At 74.7% G+C, this 25,453-nt stretch carries 20 protein-coding genes; 10 read left to right on the top strand and 10 right to left on the bottom strand.

The genetic code is table 11. The features are described 5' to 3' along the window. Positions 1–536: 536 nt before the first annotated feature. Positions 537–1,619 (bottom strand): hypothetical protein, encoded by a 1,083-nt coding sequence (locus ACTMS2_RS15370; RefSeq protein ID WP_441176026.1) that lies wholly within the window; start codon positions 1,617–1,619, stop codon positions 537–539. Between ACTMS2_RS15370 and ACTMS2_RS15375 the strand changes: the two genes are divergently transcribed. The 6 genes from ACTMS2_RS15375 to ACTMS2_RS15400 all read left to right on the top strand — a co-directional run bounded on the left by ACTMS2_RS15375 (position 1,597) and on the right by ACTMS2_RS15400 (position 10,947). Next, positions 1,597–2,388: a fibronectin type III domain-containing protein gene (locus ACTMS2_RS15375; protein ID WP_441176020.1), complete on the top strand. Its 792-nt coding sequence runs from the start codon at positions 1,597–1,599 to the stop codon at positions 2,386–2,388. The genes ACTMS2_RS15370 and ACTMS2_RS15375 overlap by 23 nt on opposite strands. Before the next feature lie 219 nt (positions 2,389–2,607). Beyond that, complete coding sequence (locus tag ACTMS2_RS15380; RefSeq protein ID WP_441176021.1) at positions 2,608–5,181, top strand: fibronectin type III domain-containing protein; 2,574 nt, start codon at positions 2,608–2,610, stop codon at positions 5,179–5,181. A gap of 27 nt (positions 5,182–5,208) precedes the next feature. Next, a complete protein-coding gene (locus ACTMS2_RS15385; protein ID WP_363900769.1) occupies positions 5,209–6,204 on the top strand; it encodes an AAA family ATPase in 996 nt (331 codons plus the stop codon). Positions 6,205–6,216: 12 nt separating this feature from the next. After that, positions 6,217–7,383 (top strand): DUF58 domain-containing protein, encoded by a 1,167-nt coding sequence (locus ACTMS2_RS15390; protein ID WP_441175968.1) that lies wholly within the window; start codon positions 6,217–6,219, stop codon positions 7,381–7,383. Positions 7,384–7,553: 170 nt separating this feature from the next. Then, on the top strand, positions 7,554–9,791 hold the full coding sequence (locus ACTMS2_RS15395; protein ID WP_441175969.1) for a transglutaminaseTgpA domain-containing protein: 2,238 nt from the start codon (positions 7,554–7,556) through the stop codon (positions 9,789–9,791). A gap of 88 nt (positions 9,792–9,879) precedes the next feature. Further along, the gene (locus ACTMS2_RS15400; RefSeq protein ID WP_441175970.1) at positions 9,880–10,947 is read left to right on the top strand and encodes a DUF2855 family protein; all 1,068 of its coding nucleotides are present in this window, start codon (positions 9,880–9,882) and stop codon (positions 10,945–10,947) included. Between the two features lie 61 nt (positions 10,948–11,008). Here ACTMS2_RS15400 and ACTMS2_RS15405 read toward each other — a convergent pair whose 3' ends face one another. The 4 genes from ACTMS2_RS15405 to ACTMS2_RS15420 form a co-directional block, all read right to left on the bottom strand. Beyond that, complete coding sequence (locus ACTMS2_RS15405) at positions 11,009–11,653, bottom strand: response regulator (protein ID WP_441175971.1); 645 nt, start codon at positions 11,651–11,653, stop codon at positions 11,009–11,011. Next, entirely contained in the window at positions 11,644–12,819 is a 1,176-nt protein-coding gene (locus ACTMS2_RS15410; RefSeq protein ID WP_441175972.1) for a sensor histidine kinase, read from the bottom strand. The genes ACTMS2_RS15405 and ACTMS2_RS15410 overlap by 10 nt, the downstream gene beginning before the upstream one ends. An 81-nt stretch (positions 12,820–12,900) precedes the next feature. Continuing rightward, positions 12,901–15,105 (bottom strand): MMPL family transporter, encoded by a 2,205-nt coding sequence (locus tag ACTMS2_RS15415; RefSeq protein WP_441175973.1) that lies wholly within the window; start codon positions 15,103–15,105, stop codon positions 12,901–12,903. Between the two features lie 53 nt (positions 15,106–15,158). Then, positions 15,159–15,980: a DedA family protein gene (locus tag ACTMS2_RS15420; protein WP_441175974.1), complete on the bottom strand. Its 822-nt coding sequence runs from the start codon at positions 15,978–15,980 to the stop codon at positions 15,159–15,161. 644 nt (positions 15,981–16,624) lie between these two features. Between ACTMS2_RS15420 and ACTMS2_RS15425 the strand changes: the two genes are divergently transcribed. After that, complete coding sequence (locus ACTMS2_RS15425) at positions 16,625–18,385, top strand: substrate-binding and vWA domain-containing protein (RefSeq protein ID WP_441175975.1); 1,761 nt, start codon at positions 16,625–16,627, stop codon at positions 18,383–18,385. A 53-nt stretch (positions 18,386–18,438) separates the two neighbouring features. On the opposite strand, the gene ACTMS2_RS15430 is transcribed toward ACTMS2_RS15425, so the two are convergent. From ACTMS2_RS15430 to ACTMS2_RS15445, 4 genes are all read right to left on the bottom strand, one after another. After that, the gene (locus ACTMS2_RS15430; protein ID WP_441175976.1) at positions 18,439–19,230 is read right to left on the bottom strand and encodes an SDR family oxidoreductase; all 792 of its coding nucleotides are present in this window, start codon (positions 19,228–19,230) and stop codon (positions 18,439–18,441) included. Next, a complete protein-coding gene (locus tag ACTMS2_RS15435; protein WP_441176022.1) occupies positions 19,227–20,201 on the bottom strand; it encodes an LLM class F420-dependent oxidoreductase in 975 nt (324 codons plus the stop codon). The genes ACTMS2_RS15430 and ACTMS2_RS15435 overlap by 4 nt, the downstream gene beginning before the upstream one ends. Before the next feature lie 151 nt (positions 20,202–20,352). Continuing rightward, positions 20,353–20,997: a response regulator gene (locus ACTMS2_RS15440; protein WP_441175977.1), complete on the bottom strand. Its 645-nt coding sequence runs from the start codon at positions 20,995–20,997 to the stop codon at positions 20,353–20,355. A gap of 53 nt (positions 20,998–21,050) precedes the next feature. Continuing rightward, positions 21,051–22,157, bottom strand: a complete 1,107-nt coding sequence (locus tag ACTMS2_RS15445; protein WP_441175978.1) for a sensor histidine kinase — start codon at positions 22,155–22,157, stop codon at positions 21,051–21,053. Positions 22,158–22,269: 112 nt separating this feature from the next. Here ACTMS2_RS15445 and ACTMS2_RS15450 point away from each other — a divergent pair, with 112 nt between their 5' ends. Genes ACTMS2_RS15450 through ACTMS2_RS15460 form a run of 3 tightly spaced genes read left to right on the top strand, consistent with a single transcriptional unit; the run spans position 22,270 to position 24,657 of the window. Next, positions 22,270–23,001: an ABC transporter ATP-binding protein gene (locus ACTMS2_RS15450; RefSeq protein WP_441175979.1), complete on the top strand. Its 732-nt coding sequence runs from the start codon at positions 22,270–22,272 to the stop codon at positions 22,999–23,001. Further along, complete coding sequence (locus ACTMS2_RS15455) at positions 22,998–23,762, top strand: ABC transporter permease (protein ID WP_441175980.1); 765 nt, start codon at positions 22,998–23,000, stop codon at positions 23,760–23,762. Before ACTMS2_RS15450 ends, ACTMS2_RS15455 begins: the two co-directional genes overlap by 4 nt. 10 nt (positions 23,763–23,772) lie before the next feature. Next, positions 23,773–24,657, top strand: a complete 885-nt coding sequence (locus ACTMS2_RS15460) for a DUF1028 domain-containing protein (RefSeq protein WP_441175981.1) — start codon at positions 23,773–23,775, stop codon at positions 24,655–24,657. Positions 24,658–24,730: 73 nt separating this feature from the next. Here the strand turns inward: ACTMS2_RS15460 and ACTMS2_RS15465 are convergent, their stop codons facing one another. After that, positions 24,731–25,399 (bottom strand): maleylpyruvate isomerase N-terminal domain-containing protein, encoded by a 669-nt coding sequence (locus tag ACTMS2_RS15465; RefSeq protein ID WP_441175982.1) that lies wholly within the window; start codon positions 25,397–25,399, stop codon positions 24,731–24,733. Between the last annotated feature and the right edge of the window lie 54 nt (positions 25,400–25,453).

The following is a 25,453-nucleotide window of genomic DNA, read 5'->3' on the forward strand; positions in this document are numbered from 1 at the left end:
CCCGTTCCGGGCGTACGCGGCGTGGGACGGGCCGCCCCCGTCGCCCCGACGCCGCACCCTGCGGTGTCACCGCAGCCACCCCGCCCTGCCGGCCACACGCCACAGGTGCCGCCCGCACCACCGCAGCCGTACCCGGGACCGCCGCAGGGCGCACAGGTTCCGCTCCCACCGCAGGGCGCTCAGATTCCGCCGCCCCCGCAGGGCGCCCACGTGCCGCCACCGCCGGTGGTGCCCGTTCCGCCCCGGCAGGCGTGGGCCCCGCCGATGCCGCCCCAGGTTCCGGCCCCACCGCAGGCACCGCATGCCCCAGGGCGGGGACAGGCCACCCCGTACGCCACTCCGCCGCAGCGGATCCCCCAGCCGCCGACCATCCCGCCGCCGCCGGTCGTGCCCGCTCCGCCGGGTTCGGCCCGCGCCGCCGTACCCCCGCCTCCGGCCGTGCCGCCCTCGACGGCCGTCCCGGCGCAGCCGCCGTACGCCCCGCCGGTGCCCATCCCGCCGCCCCCGGTCGTGCCGTCGGTGCCTACGGCCGCCCCTCAGGTGCCGCCGGCGCCCGTGCCACCGCCCCCGGTCGTCCCGGCGCAACGCCCCGCGCCGGCGTCGCCGCAGTCAGCCTGGGCGCCTTCCCCCGGGGCGACCCAACCGCCGGCGGTGCCGGGTCCCGCCACGCCGGCGCCGCCGCGTCCCGCGCCGCCGGCGGCGGCCGGGGTGGCCTCGGTCGTTCCGGCTCCGAGGCCAGCGCCGACGACGGCGGCCCCGGTGTCGTCCCCGCCTGCCGTGACGCCGCCCGCGGCCCCGCCCGCTCCGCCGCCTCCACGCCAGGTGGCCGCCGCTCCCGAACCTGCCGCAGCCGACGTCCAGTCATCGACGGCAGCAAGGCCGACCGTAGAGGCCCCGCGCGCATCCGCGCCGGAGGCGGCCGCCTCGACGTCGCAGGCGGCGGTCCCGACGTCGGAGGCGGCGGCACCGCCGGAGGTGCCGGAGCGCCCGGCGGGGCCGGCCCCCGGGTGGGCCAAGCCGACCATCCAGGTCAAGCAGATCGAACCGCTGCTCGCCGAGGAGATCGCTCGCGCTGCCGGCACTCCCGCCGAACCGGACGTTCCGCTCAGCCCCGCCCGGTCGTCCGAGGCGTCGCCGCCCGGCACCCCACCGGCGGCGGCGCACGCCACGCCGGTCAGCGCACCGCCGGTCAGCGCGCCGCCGATCAGCGCACCGCCGATCAGCGCACCGCCGACGCCCTCGGTCAGTGCACCGCCCGCGCCACCGACGAGCAGCCCACCCATCAGCGCACCGCCCGCCCACCCCACGAGCAGGTCGCCGGTCAGCGCACCCCCTGCCCACCCCACGAGCGGCCCGCCCAGCAGCGCGCCGCCCGCGCCGCCGGTCAGCGCGCCACCCGCGCGCGGGACGAGCAGCGCGCCCGTCAGCGCGCCGCCGCGGGGCGTCAGTACGCCGCCGGTGCCCCCGCTGCCCCCGATCCCGCCCCCGCCGGTGGTGCCACCGCCGGTCAGCGCACCGCCCGCTCTTCCGCAGCAGTTCAGCACACCCCCCGGCGTCCAACCGCCGGTGAGCGCCCCGCCCGGGGTGCAGTCGCCGGTGAGCGCGCCGCCGTGGAGCATGTCCGCGCCGCCGTGGAGCAGCACGGCTCCCCCGCAGGCGCTCACGGGCCCGACGACCGACGCCGACAGCGACGCCGAGCAGCCGGACGTCGAGGAGGAGCTGGAGCGGGCCGAGTCGCAACGGCAGCGCGACGAGGTGGAGCAGGCGGAGCCGGAGCGGGAGCGGGTCGACGACCTGCCGCCGGCGTACCTCGACATCGACGAGACGTTCCCGATGAAGGCGCAGCCCGTACGGGCCCGGCCGACGGCCGAGCACCCCGTACAGCAGCAGGCGCCGGCCTTCCCGCCGCCACCGGCGTACCCGATGATGCCGGAGCCCGAGGAGGGCGGCCGCAACCGGACGGCGATCATCGTCGCGGTGGTCGTCGCGGTCCTGGCTGTGGTGGCGCTCGTCGGTGTGGGCGTGCTGGTGCTCACCCGCGACGCGGCGCCGCCGGCGGGCCCCGCGACGCCCGTGGCGGCTGCCGCGACGTCGGCCGCCGGCCCGCCGCCGGGCGGGCTGACGCTGACGGACGACTCGGCGACGGTCACCCTGAAGTGGACGGACCCGGCGGGTGGCGGGGTGCCGTTCATGGTGGCCGGCGGCCGGGTCGGGCAGGCGCTTGGCGTGATGGCCACGGTGGACCCGGGCCGGACCAGCTACACGGTCAACGGGCTGAACTCGCGGGTGGACTACTGCTTCACGGTGCTGGCGGTCTACTCGACGGACTCGTTCGCCACGTCGGGGCAGGTCTGCACGGAACGGGAGGGCGACACGCCGTCGAGCTGACCCGTCGTCGCGGCGTGGCGCACACGCTGGGTGTCCACAGGGGGACGGTGCGGGTTCCCCCGCCCCCGACCGGGCCATATGATGGCAGCCGGCTCAGGGGAGGGTCGCCGGACATGGCGCGCCACCTGCCAGGGACGACACGGGAGGCAGCCGGTAGTGGCCACCATCGACGACGCCGGGCACGCCGGCACCGGTCCCCCGCGTCCCCGGCCCCGCCGGATGCGCGGCGGGGTCGTCACCATCGCGACGGTCGCCGCGCTGCTGGCCGCCATGGGGCTCACCGTGCACGGGCTCGGCGCGGCGGACAACGCGGTGGCGAGCCACGACGCGAGTTCCTGGCTGTGGAGCGCGGCGCGCAGCGAGCTGGCCCGCGTCAACGGGATCACCGCCCGGGTCGACACCCGGGTCGGGGTCCCGGGTGCCCGCCGGCGCCCGATGCAGGTCACCCAGACCGACCGGCTGCTGGTCCTGCGGGACCTGAACACCGGGCAGGTCAGCTCCCTGGATCTGGCCACCCTCCAGATCACCGCGACCACCCGGACCACCCCTGGGCTGGGCGTCAACGTCGCCCTGCACGAGGACGCGGCGTTCGTCGTCGATGCCGTGCAGGGCGTCGTCCGGCAGCTCGACCCGCGGTCGCTGACGCCGGTCGGCGAGCCGGTGCGCTACCCGCCGGGCATCACCGGCGGGTCCTTCGACGGCGAGGGGCGGCTGTGGATCGCGGTGCCGAGCGAGGGCACCGTCTCGGCGATCACCGCCGCGCCGCTGCCGTCCGCGCCCGCGTCGGCCGCGCCCGCCGGGGCCGGCCTCAGCCCGAAGAAGGTCGAGACGTACGACGTCGCGGACGCCAGCCACGAGCTGGTGGTCTCCACCCTGGACGACGGCGTCGCGGTGCTCGACCGTACGGCCGGGACGCTGGTGACCGTGCAGCGCGGCAAGGTACGCACCACACCGCTGACGATGACCGCACCGGGCGCCCTGCCGGCGCGCACCAGCGGGCCGGACGTGCCCGTGACGGTGCCCGGCGAGCGGCGGGTGCACGTGGTCGACGACGACGGCGCGGTACGCGCGTTCACCGTGCCGGGCGCGGGCGACAAGATCAGCCCGGCCGTGGCGTGGGCCGGCCGCTACTACTGCGCCGACGAGGCGTCCGGCACGGTCTACGCGTTCGACTCCGGCGGGCAGCTCGTCGACACCATCCGGGGACGGGGGACCGGGCCGCTGGAGCTGGAGGTGCGGGAGAACCACCTGTTCATCAACGCCCCCGACTCGGCGACCGCACAGGTGGTGAACGACAGGCACCAGGTCCGCGAGGTCGACAAGTACGCCAACGACGTGCTCGGCGGCGACCCGCCGCCGGCTCCCCCGCCGCCGCCCCCGCCGAAGAAGCCCGAGGTGGGCAAGCCGGGCGCGCCGCGCGGCGTCACCGCCGCCGCCGGCAACGCGCAGGCCCGGGTGAGCTGGCGCCCGGCCCCGGCCAACGGGGCGGAGATCGTCCGGTACGTGGTGCAGGGCGCGGGCCAGCGCGTGCAGGTGGGCGCCAACCAGCGGGCCGTGGAGATCAAGGGCCTGACCAACGGCGAGACGTACCGGTTCTCGGTGCACGCGGTCAACGCGAAGGGCGACGGTCCCGCGCGCACCAGCAACCCGGTGACGCCCACGGCCGCCGTGCCGGACCCGCCGGCCGCCGTCACCGCCCAGGAGCGCCCCGACGGCACGGTGCTGGTGAAGTGGCCGGCCGCGAACGGGCAGGGCAACAGGATCGCGAAGTACGTGGTCACGGCCACGTCGGCGGGCACCAACGCCCCCGCCGGCGAGTCCCGGCGGACCGAGCTGGTGGTGCCGGCGGGCGAGCTGGAGTACGGCACGCAGTACGCGTTCACGGTGGTCGCTGTCAACGACCGGGGCGCCGGCTCGGCGGCCTCGCCGGTGAGCAACACCGTCGTGCCGTACGCGGCGCCGGAGCGCCCGGGCGAGCTGCGGGCGAGCACCGTGGCCGACCGGCCGGGCGCCGTGGCGGTGCGGTGGTCCCCGGCGGCGGCGAACGGTCGCCCCGTGACGAAGTACGTGGTGGACGTGGGCGGGCGCAGCAGCGAGGTGACCGACACGCAGGCCACGGTGGACGGGCTGGGCAACGGCCAGAACGTCACCGTGAAGGTGCGGGCGGTCAACGAGGCCGGCCCCGGCCCGGAGGCCACCACCACGGCCCGTACGGTGGCCGAGCCCCGCGTCACCGTGACGGGCTCCTCGGCCACCGCCACCTCGGCGACGGTGACGTTCACCGTGGACGCCGGGGGCGGCAAGGCGACCTGCTCACTGAGCACCGGCGGCGAGCCGGCGAAGACCGGGAGCTGCTCCAGCATCACGATGACGGGCCTGACGCCGGGCACGAAGTACACGTTCACCGTGACGGCGAGCAACGCCGCCGGCGAGGGCACCGCCACCCGCACCCAGGCCACCGGCGCCCTCTACGGCATCGCGACCTGCCGCAACGGCTCTTCCGGCGCCGAGGCCAGCTACTGCAGCCGGGAGATCCCTGGCGAACGCAACGGCAACGAGATCTTCGAGGTCACGAGGCAGGACAACGACCGGCAGGCCGGCTGGGTCGCGAACGGCACCCGGCTCAAGGCCCACTGCAAGAAACAAGGCGAAGAGGTCTACGCCTACATCTACAACAACGAGAAGCGCAGCACCTGGTGGGTGCAGGTCGACTACAAGGGACGCAACTACATCCCCTGGGCCTGGCTGAACCTGGAGGGCGGCGACGACATCAAGGATCTGCCCACCTGCTGACCCACCCAGGCAAGGAGCACCACCGCCGTGAACACCCCAGAACCGCTCACCCAGCCGGAGGTGCAGGGCTTCGCCGCCCTCGCCGCCCGGCTGGCCGAGAACGTCAACGCGGTGGTGCTGGGCAAGCCCCAGGTGGTCCGGCTCGCGCTGACCGCTCTCTTCGCCCAGGGGCATGTACTGCTGGAGGACGTACCGGGGGTCGGCAAGACCACCCTGGCCCGGGCCGTCGCGGCGACGGTGAAGGGGCAGTGGCGGCGCATCCAGTTCACCCCCGACCTGCTGCCCTCCGACGTGTCCGGGGTGACGATCTTCAACCAGGCCACCCGGGGCTTCGAGTTCCACCCGGGGCCGGTCTTCGCCAACATCGTCATCGCCGACGAGATCAACCGGGCGTCGCCGAAGACCCAGTCGGCGCTGCTGGAGGTGATGGAGGAGCGCACCGTCACCGTCGACGGCGTCCGGCACCCGGTGCCGCAGCCGTTCCTGGTGGTGGCCACCCAGAACCCGGTGGAGATGGACGGCACCTACCGGCTGCCCGAGGCCCAGCTCGACCGGTTCCTCGTGAAGCTCTCCGTCGGCTACCCCGACGAGGCCGTCGAGGTGGAGGTCCTGCGCGGCGCGACGGTCCGCTCCCCCGAGGCGCTGACGGCGGTCACCGACACGGCCACCGTCGGGGAGATGGTGCGCATGGCCCGCCGGGTGCACATCGCCGAGCCGCTCTACGCGTACGCGGTGCGGCTGGCCGCGGCCACCCGCAACCACCCGCAGGTGCGCGTCGGCGTCAGCCCCCGGGGCGTGATCGCGCTGACGCGGGCGGCGTGCGCGTACGCGCTGATCGACGGGCGCGGCTGGATCATGCCGGAGGATCTGAAGACGCTGGCCGAGCCGGTCTTCGCGCACCGGCTGCTGCTCACCCCCGACGCGCAGGTACGCGGGGTGAGCGCCGCCGAGGTGCTGCGCCAGGCCGTCGCCTCGGTGCCCGTGCCGCTCCCCTCGGGCCAGCCGGCCCCGGCCCAGGGCTGACCGGCGACGCCGGTGTCCGCGCTCACCGCCCGATGCTTCGGGCTGCTCGTCGCCGCCGTCGTACTGCTCGGCGTCGGCTTCCGCTTCGCGTACCCGGAGCTGACGCTGCTCGGTGCGGCGGCCGGCATCGCCGTCGGCTACGCCGCGCTGACCGCGGCCTGGCGACCCCGCCTGGAGGTGACCCGCAGCGCGGATCCGGACCGGGTGGCGCGCGGCGAACCGGCGATGATGACCCTGACGGTGCGCAACGCGGGGCGGCTGCGGGCGGCGAGCCTGGTGGCCGAGGACCGCTGCGGGGGCCGGTCGGTTCCGGTGCCGCTGCTGCGGCTGCGGCCGGGCCGCGACAGCACCGTCCGCTACGAGGTGCCGACCTCCCGACGTGGCGTGGTGCCGGTGGGGCCGCTGCGGGTGACCCGGCGCGACCCGCTGGGCCTGGTGGCGCTGTCCCGCCCGTACGGCGGCACGGTGCCGGTCTGGGTGCACCCGCGCGTGCACCCGCTGAACGCGGTGCCCACGGGCGCGGGGCGCAGCCTGGACGGCCGGGTGGACAAGGTGCCGCACGGGTCGATCACCTTCGACTCGCTGCGTGAGTACGTGGTCGGCGACGAGCTGCGCCGGGTGCACTGGCGGACCAGCGCCCGGGTGGGCGAGCTGATGGTGCGGGAGAACGTGGACACCAGCCTGCCCCGGATCGTGGTGCTGCTGGACAACCGGGCGGCGGCCCACCCGCAGCGCGTCGACGGGGTCGCCGAGTCGTTCGAGTCGGCGTGCGAGGCCGCCGCGTCGGTGCTGGTCGCCGCGTACCGCGAGGCCCTGCCGGTGGTGCTGCTGCTGGTCGCCCGGGAGTCGGACGACACGTCGGCGGGTGGCGACGCGGCGGCGCAGGGGCCGCTGGACCGGCTCGCGGCGGCGGAACTCGCCGACGCGGGCGACCTTCAACCCACCACCGCCCGGCTGCGCCGGGAGCGGCTCGGCGACACGCTGGTCTTCCTCACCGGGCCGGGCGGCCGCGACGACCTGGGCGCGGTGGGGGCGCTGCGGGCCGCGTACCCGTCGGTGGTCGTGGGGGTCTTCGGGGCGACGGAGCCGGCACCGTCGGGCGCGGCCGGCCTGGTGGTGATCGACGCCGCCGACGGGGCGGCGTTCGCCGCCGAGTGGGACGGGGTGCGCAGGTGGTGACGGTGGCCGGGGGCGTTCCCGACGGTCCGGCAGGGCGGAGCACCGGCGGCGTCGCGACGGACACCGCCGGGCCGGCAGGTGGCGGTGGCGGTGGGGCCGCCGGGCCGGCAGGTGGCGGTGGGGCCGCCGGGGCGGCAGGTGGCGGTGGGGCCGCCGGGGCGGCGCGGGCGGTGGGGAGGGCGCTGCGGGCGGTCCCGGTGCCGCTGGCGCTGGTCGCGATGATCGGCCTGGCCGGCGCGGTGCTCGGCCGGGTGTACGCCGGGCCGCTGCTGACCTGGCTGGTGCTCGGCGCGGCGGTCGGCTCGGTGCTCGTCAGCGTGGCGGCCCGCCGGCTGCCCTCGTGGCTGGTCGCGCCCGTCTCGGTGCTCGCGATGGTGGGCTGGACGGCCTGGTCGCTGCGGCTCACCGCGACCCGGGCCGAGCTGCCCGGGGGCCTGGCCGAGGTGACCGCGGACGCCGCCGCGAACGGCATCCCCCGGCTGCTGACGGCGATGATCCCGGTGGAGCCGACCCCCGACACGGTGCTGGTGCCGCTGGTCGCCGCGTGGCTGGCCGGCCTCGCCGGAGCGGAGGTGGCGATGCGGGCGGGCCGGGTGCTGCTCGGCTACCTGCCGCCGGTGCTGCTCTACGCCGCCGCGCTCTACGTCGTCGGCCCGAACGCCGATCCGGCGATCGGGCCGACGCTGGCCCTCGTGGCCGTGGCGGTGCTCGGGCTGGCGGTGCCGGCGCGCGGCGCGGCCGGTGCCGACACGGCCGCCGGGCTGGCCCCGGCGGTCCGCGCGGCCGTCCGCGCCCGGCTCGCCGCCGCCTCCGCCGCCGGCCTCGCGGTGGTGCTCGGGCTGGTCGCGCTGCTCGCTCCGCTGGTCGCCGGCCAGGTCGACGGCCGGCCGGTGGATCCCCGGCGCTACGTCGAGCCGCCGCAGGTGGAGACCCTCGACGAGAACCCGCTCATCCGCATCTCCGGCTGGGCGCTGAACCCCGGGCAGCAGCTGCTCGACGTACGCACGCAGCGCCCGGGCCCGCCGGGTTCCGCGCCCGCCCCGGACGGCGGGCCGGGCGCCGCCGGACGCCCGGTGCCGATCCGGCTGGCGGTGCTCAGCGACTACGACGGGGTGACCTGGCGCGTCGGCGCGACGTACCGCAACGCGGGGCGGATCCTGCCCGTGACGGCGCCGGCGCCCGACAGCACCGTGGAGACGGTACGGCAGGAGATCACCGTCGCCGGGCTCAGCGGCCGGCTGCTGCCCGCCGTCGCCACCCCACGCCAGGTCACCGGCGCACGGGTCGCGTACGACCCCACGACCGGGACGCTGATCCGCCCGGAGGGCCTGACCCCCGGGCTGCGCTACAGCGTGACGTCGGCGCTGGAGACGCCGGACGCCAACCTGCTCGCCACGGCGGACGTACCGGCCGGCGAGGAGGTGGCCCGGGTGCTGCGGGTCGCCGACGGGGCGCCCGATCCGCTGCGCCGCCTCGCCGCCCAGCTCGCCGAGTCCAACGGCGCCCCGTACGCGCGGGCCGCCGCCGTGGAGCAGTTCCTCGCCGAGCACTACCGCCTCGTCGCCGACGCGCCCAGCGGGCACGCGTACCCGAACCTGACCTTCTTCCTCTTCGGACCCCGCAACGCCGGCGGGCAACGGGGCACCTCCGAGCAGTTCGCGGCGGCGTTCGCCGTACTGGGCCGCCTGACCGGGCTGCCGACCCGGGTGGTGGTGGGCTTCCGCGCCGCCGGCGACGGTCCCGTCCGGGCCGGCGACGCGTACGCGTGGCCGGAGGTGCTCTTCGAGGGGCTCGGCTGGGTGCCGTTCGACCCGCTGCCCCGGCCCGACGAGGAGCCGCGCCCGGTGGAGGAGGACTTCCGCCCCGCGCCGGAGGACCCGCCCCCGTCGGAGGTGCCGGAGCCGACGGTCGAGCCGACGGCGTCGCCCGAGCCGGTGGCCGCGCCGGGCGGGCCGGCCGACGCCGGGCCGTCGACGGCGCTGCTGGTCGGCGGCGGTACGGGCGGCATGCTGCTGCTGGTCGTGGCCGCGCTGCTCGCGCTGCTGCTGATGCGCCGGTCGCTGACCCGGGGGCGGCTGGAGCGGGGCGACCCCGGCCAGCGAATCGCCGGCGCCTGGCGGGAGGTCACCGACGCGCTGCGCCTGGCCGGTCACCCGGTCGGCGGGGACCTCTCCGCCTCCGAGGTCGCCGCCCGCGCCCGCGCCGTGCTCCCCGTCGGGGCGGACGTCGAGGAGCTGGCGGGGCTGCTCAACCGGACGGCGTTCGCCCCGGGCACCGCCACGGCGGAGCAGGCCGCGCGGGCCGCCACGACGGCCGGCGACTACGTCGCCGCGCTGCGCGCCGCCCGGCCCTGGTGGCGCCGGCTCCTCTGGTCGGTGCGCCCCGGTCCCCTGCGCTGGTCCCGCTGAACCGGTGCTCCGTCAACCCGGCCGGCGAGTGGGATTTTGCACTCACAGTGCACTTGTCTCGGCGCTGCGGTCTGCTTAGCGTCGGCCCATGCCTGCTTCCTGGACCTTCGCCGTCGCTCGTGACGACCTCAGCCGGACCACCCTCGTCGAGGGCGCGACGCCCGCCCTCACCGACGGCGAGGCACTGCTGCGGGTCGACCGCGTCGGCCTCACCGCCAACAACGTCACCTACGCGGTGCTCGGCGACTCGATGCGGTACTGGCAGTTCTTCCCGCCCGGCCCCCGTGGACTCGGACCGCAGTGGGGACTGCCGCCACTGTGGGGCTTCGCCGAGGTGGTCGAGTCGACGGTCGACGGGGTCACGGCCGGGCAGCGCGTCTACGGCTACCTCCCGCCGGCGGGCCACCTGGTGGTCCGGCCGGACCGGGTGGACGCCTCCGGGTTCCGCGACGCGAGCGGGCACCGGGCCGACCTGCCCTCGCCGTACAACGCGTACCGGGCGACCACCGGCGACCCGGCATACCGGGAAGGCCAGGAGGACCTGCTGGTCCTGTTCCGGCCGCTGTTCTTCACCTCCTTCATGCTGGCCGACCAGGTCGTCGACAACGACTTCTACGGGGCGCAGTCGCTGGTGCTGTCGTCGGCGTCCAGCAAGACCGCGTACGCCGCCGCGTTCGAGCTGCACGGTCGCGGCCCGCGCCTGGTCGGGCTCACCTCCCCCGGCAACCTGGCGTTCACGCGGTCCCTCGGCTGCTACGACGACGTCGTCTCCTACGACGACATCGACGCCCTCGACGCCGTACCGACCGTCTACCTCGACCTGTCGGGGGCGCCCGCCACCCGCGCGGCCCTGCGGCGGCGCCTCGGCGACCGGCTCGTCCGCGACATCGCGGTCGGGCTCACCACCCAGACCCCGAACGCCGACGCCGCCGAGGAGGTGTTCTTCGCCCCGGTGCAGATGCGCAAGCGCCGCCAGGACTGGGGTCGCGACGGGCTCGACCAGCGGTTCACCGACGCCTGGCAACGGTTCACGGGAGTCGTGAGCGGGTGGCTCGACGTCCGCACCGGATCCGGGCCCGACGCCCTGGAGCGCGCCTGGCTGGAGGTCCTCGCCGGCCGGACGCCACCGCGCGTGGGTCAGATCGTCCGACTGTGAACGACGCCGCGGCGCGAGCCCGCACGCAGCCGTCGCGCTACGGGCCGGCGAACCTGCACGACTAGCTGCCGAGGTAGTGCAGGATCGCGAGAACCCGGCGGCTGTAGCCGGTCACGTGGGAGAGGTCGAGCTTGTCGAAGATGGTGTTGATGTGCTTCTCGACCGCGCTCTGCGACACGTGCAGGCGTTCGGCGATGGCGGCGTTGGTGTGCCCCTGAGCCATGTGGTGCAGCACGTCGCGCTCCCGCGGGGTGAGGCGGTTGAGCGGGTCGCTGTGGCTCGTGGCGGACATGAGCTGCCGGACGACCTCGGGGTCGAGCGCCGTGGCACCGGCGGCGACGCGGTCGAGTGCGTCGAGGAAGTCCTCGACCTGGGCGACACGGTCCTTCAGGACGTAGCCGACGCCTTCGGACCGGTCGGCGAGGAGCTTCGCGGCGTAGCGCTTCTCGACGTACTGGGACAGGACGAGCACGGCGATGTCAGGCCAGCGGCGGCGGATCTCCAACGCGGCCCGCAGTCCGTCGTCGGTGTTGGTGGGCGGCATGCGGACGTCGGTGACGACGACGTCGGGACGGTGCTGTTCGACGGCGGTGACGAGCTGGTCGGCGTCCGCGGCGGCGGCCAGCACCTGGTGTCCCTCGTCGGCGAGGAGGCGGACCAGCCCTTCGCGCAGCAGGGTGGAGTCTTCGGCGAGGACTATGCGCACGGCAGTTCCGCTCGGATCGTCGTGGGGCCACCGGGTGGGCTGTGCAGGTCGAACCGGCCGTCGAGCGCGGTGACCCGGCGGGCGAGGCCCTGCAGGCCGCTGCCGTGCGGGTCGGCGCCGCCGATGCCGTCATCGTGTAGGCGCATCTCGATCGTCGTCTCCCGCGCCTCGATGTCGATGGCGATCAGGGTAGCCCGGGCGTGTTTGGTGGCGTTGGTGATCGCTTCGCAGGCGACGAAGTACAGCACGGTCTCGATCGGTCGGGCGGGCCGGACGGGCACGTCATAGCTGATCTTGACGGGGGTCGCCGATCGTTGCGCCACCATGCTCAGCACCTCGTCCAGGGTGGTGTGGTCGAGTGCGGCGGGGTAGACGCGCCAGGCCACGTCCCGCAGCTCGTCGATGGCGCGTTGGGCGTCCTCGTGCGCCTGGGCGAGAAGTGCGCGCGCCTTGTCGGGGTCGCGGCTGCGGCGTGCCCGCCCGAGCAGCATGCCGAGGGCGACGAGGCGTTGTTGCAGCCCGTCGTGCAGGTCGCGTTCGATGCGCTGGCGCTCGGCGTCGACCGCGGCGATGACGCCGGCCCGGCTGACCGCCAGTTCGCTGATCCGCCGCTGCAACGCCTGGCGCGTGTGGGATTCGAGCAGGCTGCGGGCCAGCCACCGGTCCAGTGTGGCCACGCTGGCCATCGCCTGGAGGTTCACGACCAGCAGGGCTGCCCCGATGAGCCCCTGCGACAGGAAACCGGCCAGGGTCATGGTGCCCGCCACGAAGGACCGCACCACGATGGCGGCGAGCACGGCACCGACCACGAGCAGGCCGACGGTGAGCGCGCCGAGCGCCGCCGGCAGGAGCCGGGCGGCGAGATAGCCGAGAACCCGCGGTCCGCTCGCCCGGACCGGTGGCGGGGTTGGTTCCAGGGCGATGGCGGCCAGGCGGCGCCGCTCCCACCCGGCGAAGCCTCGGGCGTACCGGAGGGTGGTGGCGCCGACGCGGTGGCGCGCCGCCGACGCCGGCGAGACCGCGACCATGGCGAGCCCGGCGAGGAGCAGGAACAGCAACTCGGCCCCGGCGGTCAGGACACCGACCGCCACGCCCGCCACCGGCCGGCCCCTGCGGGCCACGGCCTCGATCCACGACCACCGACCGTACGCCTCGCGCTCTGGCACGTTGCCTCCCTCCGTAGCTCGTGTCGTCCCGTTCGGTGGCGGGCGGTCGCGTGCACCCGCGGGTCCGCCCGCCCACCCTGGCTACCGGTCACCGGCGACCATGATGACCTGCGTGTCGGCGTCGCTGTCGCGCGATGTGACATCGCTCCTGCGGCGGCGGGTGAGGAATCGCGGGGCCCACCAGTTCGCCTCGCCGAGCAGTCGCATGAGTGACGGCAGGACGACCGCGCGGATGATGGTGGCGTCGATCAGGATCGCGGCGGCGAGCCCCACGCCGAGTTGCTTGAACTCGACGATCGACAGGGTCGCGAAGATGCAGAAGACGGCGACCATGATGATCGCGGCACTGCTGACCGTGGACGCCGACGAGACGATGCCCTGCTCGATCGCCTGCCGGGTCGGTACGCCGCGCTGGACCGCCTCGCGGATGCGGCTCACCACGAACACGTGGTAGTCCATCGAGAGCCCGAAGAGGATCACGAACAGCATCAGCGGCAGCCAGGACACGACCGCGCCGTTGGAGGTGAACCCGAGCAGGTCCTCCGCCCAGGTGTGCTGGAAGACCAGCACCAGCAGCCCGTACGAGGCGGCCACCGAGATCGTGTTGAGCAGGATCGAGGTCAACGCCACCACCACCGACCGGAACGTGACGAGCATGACCAGGAACGCCATGCCGAACACGAACGCGACGACCGGCGGCAGCGCCGCCGCCATGCGGTCGCGGAAGTCGGCATCGCTCGCCGTACGCCCGGCCACCGCCCACTCCGTGCCCGCGACGGTGCCGACCGTCTGCGGCACCAGTTCGTCGCGCAGCCGTCGCAGCGACAGCGTCGCGTCGCTGCTGTCGCTGGCGCCCGCAACGCGCACGGTGGCCAGGAAGACCCTGCCGTCGGCGGACCTGCGCACCGTCGGGGGGCGGTCCTGGGCGAACCGGCTGTCCCCCTCGATCCGCGCGGCGAGCTCGGCGATCTCCCGCTCGACAGCCGGCCCGCCCGCGGCGTCGGTACGGATCGCGACGACGTGGCTGGTGCCCAGGTCGTTGCCCGGGAACGCCTGCGCCAGGCGGTCGTAGGTGCGCAGGATCGGGATCGAGCGGGGCAGGTCGGTGGAGGTCGGCCGCTTGAGGTTCATCTCCAGTGCGGGGATGGCGACGACGACCAGCACGCCGACGGAGGTTACGAACGTCGGCAGCGGCGCGCGCAGCGCCGGACGCAGGACCACCGCCCAGAAGCGGCTGCGTTCCGCCCTCTGGATCCGCCGCCCCAGGAAGGGCACCCGTGGCCGGTCCACCCATCGCCCGAGGATGACGAGGATGGCCGGTAGGACGGTGAGGGATCCGATCACCGCCACCCCGACGACCAGGATCGAGCCGGTCGCCATCGAGCTGAACGCGTTGTCGCCGACCAGGAACAGGCTGGCCATGGCGACCATGACGGCGACGCCGGAGACGAGGACCGCGTGCCCCGAGGTGGCGGCTGCGATCTCGACCGCGCTGCGATGGTCACGCCCACGTGCTCGTTCCTCCCGCTCGCGGCGCAGGTAGAACAGGGAGTAGTCGACGCCGACCGCCAGGCCGATCAGCAGGATGATGCTGCTGACCAGTTCCCCGGCCGGGAAGATGTGCGAGGCGAACTGCGCGAGTCCCATGGCGCCGGCCACGGCCGACAACGCCAGCACGACGGGCACTCCGGCGGCGATCAACGCGCCGAAGCTGAACAGCAGGATCACCAGCGCCACCGGCACGCTGATCAGCTCCGCCTTGACGAAGTCCGCCGCCAGCGTCTCGGTCAGCGCCTTCGACAGCGACGCCGACCCCACCTGTTCCACCCACAGGTCGGGATGCCGCTGCTGCGCCCGCCCGATGGCCTCCAGCAGCGGTCCGACCCGCGCGTCGGCGTCCTTCGCCACACCGGTCATCTCGACCTCGACCAGCACCGCGTCGCGGTTGGGGGAGGTGACCGGGTCAGCGACCCTCGCCACCTCGGGCATCGTGCGCAGCTGCGTCGACAGGCCGGCCGCCACCGCCCGGGCACCTTCGAGATCGAGCTCGCCGGTCCGCGCCGTGATCAGGACACTCTCCACTGCCGGGGCGGCGGGGAACGCGCCGGCCTGTTCGATGCGGTCCGCGCGGGCCAGTTCCCCGTGCAGGCTGTCCTGCGTGGTGGCCTTCACCGTGCCGACCAGGCTGCCACCGACCACGCTGGCCACCACGAAACACAGCCAGGCCGTGATCGCGAGCCAGGGATGGTTGGCGCTCCACCGACCGACCCGCGTGGTGAACGGCACGCGGACGGCATGCCGTCGGCGGCGACCCGCCGGTGCGGGGTTGCCCACGCCCGTCATCGGCCGTCCTCCGACCGGCGCGGGGTTCCGTACACCGTGCCGCGTACGGTTCGCGCCGGGACGCCGGAGTGACCGTACGGCTCCACAGGTGCGACCGGCCCGTACGGTCCGCACCTGTCCGCCTCCACCTCGTTCCCCGCCGCCGGTCGCGGACGGCGCGTCCTGACCAGCCGGGAGACGACGAAGTACCCGACGGCGAGCGCGCAGGCCACGATGACGACGTTCTGGAACGTCCCGACGTACGGCTCGACGGCGTGCCAGTTCTCCCCGAGCAGGTAGCCGGCCATCACGAACAGGGTGTTCCAGATCAGACTGCCCAACGTGGTGTAGAGCAGGAACGTGGCGAGCGGCATCCGCTCCACACCGGCCGGGATGGAGATGAGGCTGCGGAAGATCGGGATCATGCGCCCGAGGAAGACGGTCTTCACCCCGTGCCGGGCGAACCACGTCTCCGTCCGGTCGATGTCGCTGACCTTGACCAACGGCAGCCGTGCCGCGATGGCGTGGACCCGGTCCCGCCCGAGCGCCACGCCGACGTAGTACAGCGCCACCGCGCCCGCCACCGAACCGATCGTGCTCCAGAGGATCGCGGCGAACAGGTTCATCCTGCCCTGCGCGGCGGTGAACCCCGCCAACGGCAGGATCACCTCGCTCGGGATCGGCGGGAACAGGTTCTCCAACGCGACCGCCAGGCCGACACCGGGGGCGCCGAGCCGCTCCGTCAGCTCGGTCACCAACCCGACCAGACCGCCCTGCGACGGATCAGACTCCTCGGCCAACCGGCCAGCGTGCATCGACACGTGCCACAAACGGATCATGCTGATGACGCTATGAACTCGTTACGGCCCGGACCATGAGGTCGACCGCCGGCCTCAGCGGTTAGACCGCAACCGCCGGGGTGCGGAAAACCGCACCCCCACCGACGGCCGTAGCAGGCCCGTCCGCACCGGATCCGGGCCCGACGCCCTGGAGCGCGCCTGGCTGGAGGTTCCCGCCAGCCGTACGCCGGCACGCGTGGGTCAGATCGTCCGACTGTGAGCGGCGCTGCGGCGTCAGCCCCGCGACCGGCTGCTCGCGGACGAGCCACTCACGCCCTCTTGCGCGACGAATCCACCGCCGTCGTTACTTCCGGTCGTACTGCGAGACGACACGACACGCCGAAGGCGAGTGGCTTTCGTGCCGCCGAGCCGTGACACCATACCTCTGTCGTCCGTCGCCTCGGCGCGGCTCGTCAAGGCTTCGGTGGAGTCACGATGGCTGGGCTGACAGGGGCAGCGATGCCGGGCACCACGCCGCTGGGTCCGTGTGATCCGCGCACGGCGGGGCCCTGCCAGCCCATCGGGCGGCCGGGCGTGGGCGGCCGAGGCGTCGTCCACCGGGGCAGGGACGGACACGCCTGCCGGATAGCGGCCGCCCCGGCAGGCCATCGCCGACGCCACCACCGCACCCCTGGAGGGACCAGATGGTTTCAGGTCGACCGACTGCCCGGCCGTGGCTGCCGTACGCCGCGGCCATCGTGGCCGGATCCGCGGTCATCGCGGCGGCCTACCTGATCGCCCGGCCGGCGGCGGACGTCGGGTGCACGCCGCTGGAGGTCAGCTCGTCGATCGAGAAGGACGTGCTACTCGGCGAGCTGGCAGAACGCTACAACAAGAGCGATCGGCGAGCCGGCGGCCGGTGCGCCATGGTGACCGTGCACGGACTCGCCTCCGGTGCCTCGACGGACGCGCTGGCCGGCGACTGGGCGGTCAAGCAGCCCAACCTGCCACGGCCGCAGGTGTGGTTGCCGACGTCGAGCCTGTGGACCGGGCAGTTGAAGTTGCTGGACGAGGCCGCCGGACGCCCGGCGCAGACCCCCGGCCGGTACCCGTCGATCGCGAACAGCCCGCTGGTGATCGCGATGCCGCAGCCGAAGGGGAAGCACCTCCAGCAACAGGGTCCACTCGGCTGGGGTGAGGTCCTGGGCTCGTCCGGGCGCACGGGCTGGGCCACCTTCGGTCGCCCCGACTGGGGACGGTTCAGCTTCGGCAAGGTCAACCCGAACCTGTCCACCTCCGGACTGGCGGCCACGATCGCGAGCTACTACGCGGCCATCAACCGGGCCAGCGACCTAACCGAGAGCGACGTCGCGAATCCGGCGGTGACCCAGTTCGTCCGCCGCATCGAGGCCAACGTGTCCCACTACAGCGACGACATCGTGGACCTGTTGAAGGACCGCGCCGAGGCGGACCTGTCCAGCGCCGACACGGCGGCACCGACGGACATGAGCGCCGTGGTGACACAGGAAGAACTGGTCTACCAGTACAACGAGGGGAAGCTGAGCCCGACCCCGGGCGAGAAGCCGAGGGTCCCGCTGGTCGCGATCTATCCGAAGGAAGGCACGTTCAACCTCGACCACCCGTACGTGGTGCTTCCCTCGGCCAGCCCGGAGCAACGCGACGCCGCCGCCGACTTCCTGAAGTTCCTCCAGGAGCCGCCGCAGCAGCAGAGCTTCAGCCGGCACGGGTTCCGCGACCACGAGCGGAACGCGGCCGGCCCGCTGATCGCCGCCGTCGGCGGGCGGGGGGCCGAGAACCTCACCTACTTCGACCCGCCGGATCCCACCGTGGTCAAGGCGATCCTCACCGGCTGGGGCACGCTCCGGAAGAAGGCCAACATCCTCGTGGCCGTCGACACGTCCGGGTCGATGAACGCGAAGATCGGTGACCGGACCAGGTTCCAGGTGGCGACCAGGGCCGCCACCAAGGGCTTCGGCCTCCTGAACTCCGAGGACAAGGTCGCGCTCTGGTCGTTCTCGTCCGAGACCCAGCAGCGGCCGAAGTCGCCGTACAGCGAGGAGGTCCGGCTGTCACCCTTCGACCAGAAGTCACTCACCAGAGAGATCGACAATCTCCACGTCGAGGGCGGCACCGCGCTGTACGCCACCGTACGGGCGGCACACCGGCACATGCTCGATCACTACGACCAGTCCCGGATCAACGCGGTGGTCGTGCTGACCGACGGCACGAACGAGTACACCAAGGACAACAACCTCGCCCGGCTGCTGGAGGATGTCGCGTTGGATCCGGAACGACCGATCAAGATCTTCTGCATCGCCTTCGATGAGAAGTCCGATTTCGGGACGCTGGACCGGATCGCCAAGGCGTCCGCGGGCAAGGCGTTCGACGCCCGCGACCCGGCGAAGATCGACGACGCGTTCGTCAAGCTCGTCAGCAGCTTCTAGCGCCACGCGACAGCGCCCCGCACGCGGTGCGGCGGCGATCCGCGCGGCCGGGTTCAGGAACGCAGGCGGCGGACGAGTTTGCGCAGACCGGACTGCCAGCCGTCCGGGTCCTCGGCCTTGCGGCGGGCGTAGTCGGCCACCTCGGGGTGCGGAAGGATCAGGAAGCGTTCCTCGGCGAGGCCGGCGACCACCGCGTCGGCGACCTGGTCGCCGGTGAGCACCGCGCCGGAGGCGGCCACGACGCGGGCGCCCAGGTGACCGGCGGCCAGCCCGTCGGCGAGCATCGGCGTGTCCACGCCCTGCGGGCACAGCGCGCTGATCCGGACGCCCTGGTCGCGGTAGGTGACCGAGAGCCATTCGGCGAAGCCCACGGCGGCGTGCTTGGTCGTCGCGTACGGGGCGTCGCCGACCGAGGTCAGCACGCCCGCCGCCGAGCAGGTGTGCAGCAGGTAGCCGCCGCCCCGGGCGAGCATCGCCGGCAGCACCGCGCGGGCCGCGTAGACGTGGGAGAGCACGTTGACCCGCCAGGCACGGTCCCAGCCCGCGTCGTCGACCTCCATCCCCCCGCCGGAGGTGACGCCCGCGTTGGCGCAGAACAGGTCGATGCGCCCGTACCGCTGCTCGGTGTCGGCGACCAGCGCGCGGACCCGCTCCTCGTCGGTGACGTCCAGCCCGACGGCGTGGGCGACCGGGCCGAGGCCGTCGGCCACCGCGCGGGCCGCGTCGGCGTCGAGGTCGGCCACCACCACGGCGGCGGCACCCTCGGCGGCGAAGCGGCGGGCCAGGGCCGAGCCGATCCCCCCGGCCCCGCCGGTGATCACCACCACCCGGTCGGTCAGGTTCACCGCGACCCACCCCCACCCAGGCGCGTGATCAGGTCCCCCAGCGCCGCCGCGCCACCGGCGGCGAGCTCGGGGGTGGGCAGCAGGGCCAGCACCGGTACGTCCACGCCGGCGTCGGCGTAGCGGCGGACCTGCTCTCGGCAGTGCTCCGGCGAGCCGTGCAGCACCAGCGCGTCGACGACCTCGTCGGGCACCGCCGCACCCGCGCCGCGCCGGTCCCCGGCGGCCCAGGCCTGCCACATCGGCCCGAGCACCCCCTCCCGGCCCAGCCAGCGGTGGAACTCGGCGTACGCCGGGACGGTGAGGTAGCTGGTGATCAGCCGGCGGCCCAGGGCGCGGGCGTGCGCGGCGTCCTCGGTCGGACAGACGAAGATCCGCGCGACCACCTCGAAGCCGGGGCGCCGCTGGCCCACCTCGGCGAGCGCCCGGGGCACGTCGGTGGCGGCGAGCCAGTTGAGGATGACGCCGTCGGCCTCGGCGCCGGCCAGCCGCAGCATGCCGGGGCGCAGCGCGGCGAGCAGCAGCGGCGGCGGCACGGCGGGCCTGCGGTCCAGGGTGAAGCGGCGCACGGCGAAGGTGTCGTACTTCTCGTCCACGGTCTCCCCGGCCAGCGCCGCGCGCAGGAACCGCAGCACGTCGCGGGTGCGCCGGAACGGCTGGTCGAAGGGCACGGCGTTCCAGTTGCCGACCACGACCGGCGAGGACGCGCCGATGCCGAGCGCGAACCGGCCGGGGGCGGCGTCGGCCAGCGCCGCCGCGCTCATCGCCAGCAGACCCGGACCCCGGGTGAAGACCGGCGTGATCGCGGTGCCCAGGCGCAGCCGGGGCTGCCAGGCGGCGGCGAGCGCCAGCGGGGTGAACGCGTCGGCCCCGTTGACCTCCGAGGACCACACGTCGGTGAAGCCGGCCCCGTCGAGGGCCGCGTAGATCGCGGCGTGCTCGGCGAGCGGGATGCCGTCCAGCGGCACGGTCATGCCCCATCGCGTCGTCATCGGTCGATGGTGCCCGCTCGCCGGGCCGCAGAGCAAGATCCCGTTGAGGATCCCACATCCATCGAAGCCAGCCGACTAACGCGGTGGGGCGACCGTCGGCCCGGACGCGACGACGGACGAGACTCGGTCGGCGCTACCTCAGGACGCCCTCGTGCAGCGCCCGCAGCACCGCGTTGGTGCGGTCCCGGGCGCCGAGCTTGAGCAGGATCGCCGACACGTGGTTCTTGACCGTCCCCTCGGCGAGGAAGAGCAGGCCGGCGATCTCCCGGTTCGTGTAGCCCTCGGCGACCAGTCGCAGCACGTCCAGCTCCCGCTCGGTGAGTTCCTGCGACGGCGGAGCGCTCACCCCGACCGGGGACGGCGCCGAGCGGATGGCGCGCAGGAGCCGATCGGTGATCGACACCGCGATGAGCGTCCCGCCCGCGGCGAGCGTCTCGACCGCCCGGGTCAGCTGCTCCAGCGTGACGTCCTTGAGCAGGTAGCCCCGCGCTCCCGCCCGGAGGGCGTCGAGGACGAGGGCCTCGTCGTCGAAGGTGGTGAGCACCAGCACCGGTACGTCCGCCTCGCGCTCGCGTAGCCGTCGAAGGACCCAGATGCCGTCCCGACGCGGCATGCGCAGGTCGAGCAGGACGACGTCGGGGCGGGTCGCGTCGATGACGTCCAGGGCCGCCTCGCCGTCGTCCGCCTCGCCGACCACCTCGATGCCGGCCATCTCGAGCAGGGTGCGGATGCCCTGCCGGACCAGCGTCTGGTCGTCGACCACGACGACCCTGGTCACCCCGGCACTCCGGTCGTTCCGGCTGCCCGGGGCGTCCGGCCGGACCATGCCGGTCACCGGGCCGGCATCCGGGCGGTCACCCGGAAACCCGCGCCGCCGTCGTACGCGACCTCCCCGCCCAGTGCCGCGAACCGCTCGGCTAGGCCCCGCAGCCCGTTGCCGGGGATCACGTCCCGAGCGCCCTGCCCGTCGTCGACGGCGGTCAGTCGGATCGCGTCACCGTGGCGGACGACCGTGACCGCCAGCCCGCGCGCACGGGCGTGGCGCAGGGTGTTGGTGGTGATCTCCTGTACGGCCCGGACGAGTGCCGCGACCTGTTCCTCGTTCGCCTCGACGTCCTCCCCCACGTCGACCGTCACGGCGAGTCCAGGGATGTCGCGGCCGACGTCGCGCAGCGCCTCGGCCAGGTCGGCGGCGCCCCCGGCGCGCAGCGCGCTGACGGTGTCGCGGACGTCGGCGAGCACCTCCCGGGCCACCCTGCCGGCCCGTTCGACATGCTCCCGCGCGGGGTCGCCCTCCCGGTGCCGGGCCGCCTCCAGCTCCAGGGTGAGGACGGTGAGCTGGTGGCCGAGCAGATCGTGCAGCTCGCGCGAGATGCGCAGTCGTTCCGCCGTGCGGGCGGACCCGGCCAGCAGCACGCTGGCCGCCCGCAGATCCACGTGCGCCCGGGTGAGCTCCCGACGGTGCTGCTGCTCCCGTCGGACCGCCGTGACGCTGAACGCCGTCGCGATCTGGATCAGCCCGTAGAACACCCCGGACGCGAGCGGCTCGACCGGGCCGTCGTGGACCCGGCTGACGGTCAGGGCGATCACGACCGTGTTGAGCGCGACCACCACCAGGTTGACCGGCAGCCGGACGGCTTCCGGCCCGAGCGCGACGATCACCACCAGCAGGATCGGCAGCATGCCGGCGCGGGGGGCCGTCGCGACCACGCCCCAGCCGGCGACCACCGCCGTGCCGTAGGCCGCCCACCTCAGGACCGGACGGCCCACCTCGGCCACGGCGACGAGCGCCGCGCCCAGGGTGAGCACGAACAGCCCCACCCACACCGGTGCCGGGATGTCGGGGTCGACCAGGCCGAGCATCACCGGCGACCCGACGCCCACGCACACGACGAGCATCACCAGGCCGGACCACTCATCGAGGCCGAGCCGACGCATGCGGCCACCCTAGCCGCCGCGGCCGGCGGGCCTCGGGTGCCGAAAGTCATGGCCGGAGAGGCTGACCTCCGGCACGGGCGGCGGACGGGTGGCACCGACCAGCATGGGAAGCATGACGCAACCCGCCATCGAGGTCGAGAACCTCCACAAAAGGTACGGCGACGTCGTCGCCGTCGACGACGTCAGCCTGACGGTGGCCCCCGGTGAGGTGCTGGGTGTCCTGGGCGTCAACGGCGCCGGCAAGACGACGATGATCGAGCTGATCGCCGGCCTGCGGGTCCCCGACCGGGGCAGCGTCCGGGTGCTCGGCCTGGACCCGCGCCGCGACCGCCCCGCCGTACGCCAACTGCTCGGCGTGCAGTTGCAGAAGGCCGAGCTGCACGCGGCCCTGACCGTCGGTGAGCTGATCGGCCTCTACCGCAGCTTCTACCCCGACCCGCGGCCCGCCGACGAACTGCTCGACCTGGTCGAGCTGCGGGGGCAGACCAGGACGCGGTTCGAGAAGCTCTCCGGCGGCCAGCAGCAGCGCCTCTCCATCGCTCTCGCCCTGGTCGGCCGCCCGCGGGTGGTGATCCTCGACGAACTCACCACCGGGCTGGATCCCCGCGCCCGCAGACGCATGTGGGCGGGTGTGGAGGGGCTGCGCGACGAGACCGTGCTGCTGGTCAGCCACGCGATGGACGAGGTCCAACGGCTCTGCGACCGGGTCGTGCTGCTCGACGCCGGCCGGATCGTCGCCCTGGACACACCGGCCGGGCTGGTCGCCCGGGCCGGCGTCGCGAACCTGGAGGAGGCGTTCGTCCGCCTCACCGGCAAGGAACTCGTCACGGAGGAGTACGCATGAGCGAAATGACCGCACGGCGGCCCGGGGTGGGCTCGTGGCTGACCCTGATCGGGTGCGAGGCGAAGATGGTCGTCCGGGACACGGCCGGGCTGGTCGTACCGATAGGGCTGCCGCTGTTGATCCTGGTCATGAACGCCGCTGCCGCCGGGGACCAGGAGGTCGCCGACGGGCGCTCCGCGCTGGACCTCTTCGTCCTTCCGCTGGTCTTCACCATCGTCCTCGCCACGATCGGCATCGTGAACATGCCGAGCTTCCTGGCCTACTACCGCCGCAGCGGGCTGCTGCGGCGGCTCGCGGTCACCCCGGCGTCGCCGGCGATGGTGCTCGTCGCCCAGATGGTGGTGAGCCTGGTGCAGGTGATGGTGGGGATCGGGCTGGCGTACGCCGTCGCCGTCGTCGGCTTCGGCGCCCGTCCGCCGGCCGACGTCGGCATGGCGCTCGCCGTGGCCGGGCTCTCGGTGGCCGCGATGTACGGGCTGGGCATGATCGTCGCCTCGGTGGCGCCCACCCCGAACTCGGCGGTCGCCATCGGCCTGGTCGCCTTCTTCGCCCTCGGGGCCCTCGGCGGGTTGTTCGGCGGCACCTCCTCCCTGCCGGAACCGGTGGCCCGGGTCGCCTCGTGGCTGCCGTTCGGCGCCACCGTCGAGGCACTCTCCAGCGCCTGGGCGGGAGCTTCGGTCGACGCGTCGAACCTGGCGGGCCTGGCGATCACCGCAGTCGTCGGTGCGGGCGTCGCCGGGTTGCTGTTCCGCTGGAACTAGGCTCCAGAGCGTGACCTTCTCGCTCGTCGCCCGCTCGGCGGACGGCCGCCGCCACGGCGTCGTCGTGGCGAGCAGGTTCCTGGCCGCCGGCGCGCTGGTCCCGGCCGCCGAGGCCGAGGTCGGCGCGCTCGCCACCCAGGCCCACGTCAACCTCGCCTACCGGCCGCAGGGGCTGGCGCTGCTGCGCACCGGCGTCGCTGCCGCCGACGTGGTGGCCGGGCTGGTCGCCGCCGACCCGGACCGGGACCACCGCCAGCTCGGTGTGGTCGCCGCCACCGGCACCGGCGCCACCTGGACCGGCCCCGCCTGCCACCCCTGGGCCGGCGGCCAGTCCGGGGACGGCTGGGCCGCGCAGGGCAACATCCTGGTCGGTCCGCAGGTCATCGACGCGGTCCGCGACGCCTGGCTGGGCGGGGCCGCGCTGCCGTTCGCCGACCGGCTGCTGGCCGCGCTGCGCGCCGGGGACAAGGCCGGCGGCGACCGGCGCGGCCGGCAGAGCGCCGGGCTGGTCGTGGTCGAGCGCGGCGGCGGCTACGACGGCACCGGCGACGTCCTGGTCGACCTGCGGGTCGACGACCATCCCGACCCGGTCGCCGAGCTGGGGCGGCTGCTCGCGGTGCACACCCTGCTGTTCACCCGGCCCGACCCGGCCACCCTGCTCGACCTGACGGGCGCGGTCGCCGCCGAGGTCGGCGCGCTGCTGAGCGCGCTCGGGCATCCGGTCGATCCGGCGGGCCCGGAGGAGGCGCTCTTCTCCTGGGCGGGCCTGGAGAACCTGGAGGAGCGCCTGGTGCCCGGCCGCATCGACCCGGTCGTGCTGGACCACCTGCGCAAGGCCGTGCCGCACGTGCCCGCCCCGCGTCCGGCGCCTGACCCGCTCGCCGCCGACGCCTGACCCGCGCCGGGCCGTGCCGGTCCGGGCCTGGCGGGGCGGCGTACCCGGGGCCGGGATCGGGGCCCTGCCCGGATCAGCCGCCGAAGGAGAGCCAGCGGAAGCCGGCGGCGTCGACGACGGCCCGCTCGCGGGCCGTGAGGGCGGCCCGGCCGGTCGCCTTGCGGATCAGCGTGAGCCGGTCCCAGCCCAGCCCGGGCGGGACCGCCCGCCCGCCGGTGAGCAGGTCGGCGACGACCTGCGCCGCGGTGGGCGTCAGCCACGGCCGCCGCCCGAGCGCCGCAGCCAGGTCCAGGCCGTGCACGCCGACCTCCACGACGCGGGTACGCAGGAACTCGCCGAGCGCCATAGCGTCGCCGTGCCGGGTGCGTACCACCCGGTCCGGCGGTGCGGCGTCGACGGCGTCGAGGGCGGCGCGCCAGGCCCGGTCGAAGTCGGCCACCAGGGCCGCGCCGTCGAGTTCCCGGGCCTCCCGCCGGCCGGCGTCGACGCGGGCGGCGTCCACGGGCGGGGTGAACTTGGCGGCGCCGAAGTAGGCGGCGGCGTCGACCCGCGCCTCACCCGGGGCCGGCGCGGCGAGCATGTCGACCAGCCGGCCCGCACCGGTGCGTACGTGGGCCAGCAGTTCGCGTACGGTCCACGGCCGGCAGTCGGTCGGGCGGTCCAGATCCGCCTCGTCGACGCCGCGCAGCACCTCGCCGAGGCGCTCGCACTCGTCCCGGAACGCCGCCCGTACGCCCTCCACGGTCCCCTCCCCCGGCCCGTACGCCCGCCCGACCCTCTCACACCCGGCGCGGCC

This window comes from Micromonospora sp. SD12, from assembly GCF_052068495.1.
Lineage (GTDB): Bacteria > Actinomycetota > Actinomycetes > Mycobacteriales > Micromonosporaceae > Micromonospora > Micromonospora echinofusca.

What these genes read in the sequence shown, in the direction of transcription:
- ACTMS2_RS15370 (WP_441176026.1), bottom strand. Translation starts at nt 1,619, where the DNA reads ATGCTCCACGGCGGCGCGCTCACCGGCGACTGCACCCCGGGCGGGGCG.
- ACTMS2_RS15380 (WP_441176021.1), top strand. Translation starts at nt 2,608, where the DNA reads ATGCGCGGCGGGGTCGTCACCATCGCGACGGTCGCCGCGCTGCTGGCC.
- ACTMS2_RS15400 (WP_441175970.1), top strand. Translation starts at nt 9,880, where the DNA reads ATGCCTGCTTCCTGGACCTTCGCCGTCGCTCGTGACGACCTCAGCCGG.
- ACTMS2_RS15420 (WP_441175974.1), bottom strand. Translation starts at nt 15,980, where the DNA reads ATGATCCGTTTGTGGCACGTGTCGATGCACGCTGGCCGGTTGGCCGAG.
- ACTMS2_RS15425 (WP_441175975.1), top strand. Translation starts at nt 16,625, where the DNA reads ATGGTTTCAGGTCGACCGACTGCCCGGCCGTGGCTGCCGTACGCCGCG.
- ACTMS2_RS15435 (WP_441176022.1), bottom strand. Translation starts at nt 20,201, where the DNA reads ATGACCGTGCCGCTGGACGGCATCCCGCTCGCCGAGCACGCCGCGATC.
- ACTMS2_RS15445 (WP_441175978.1), bottom strand. Translation starts at nt 22,157, where the DNA reads ATGCGTCGGCTCGGCCTCGATGAGTGGTCCGGCCTGGTGATGCTCGTC.
- ACTMS2_RS15450 (WP_441175979.1), top strand. Translation starts at nt 22,270, where the DNA reads ATGACGCAACCCGCCATCGAGGTCGAGAACCTCCACAAAAGGTACGGC.
- ACTMS2_RS15455 (WP_441175980.1), top strand. Translation starts at nt 22,998, where the DNA reads ATGAGCGAAATGACCGCACGGCGGCCCGGGGTGGGCTCGTGGCTGACC.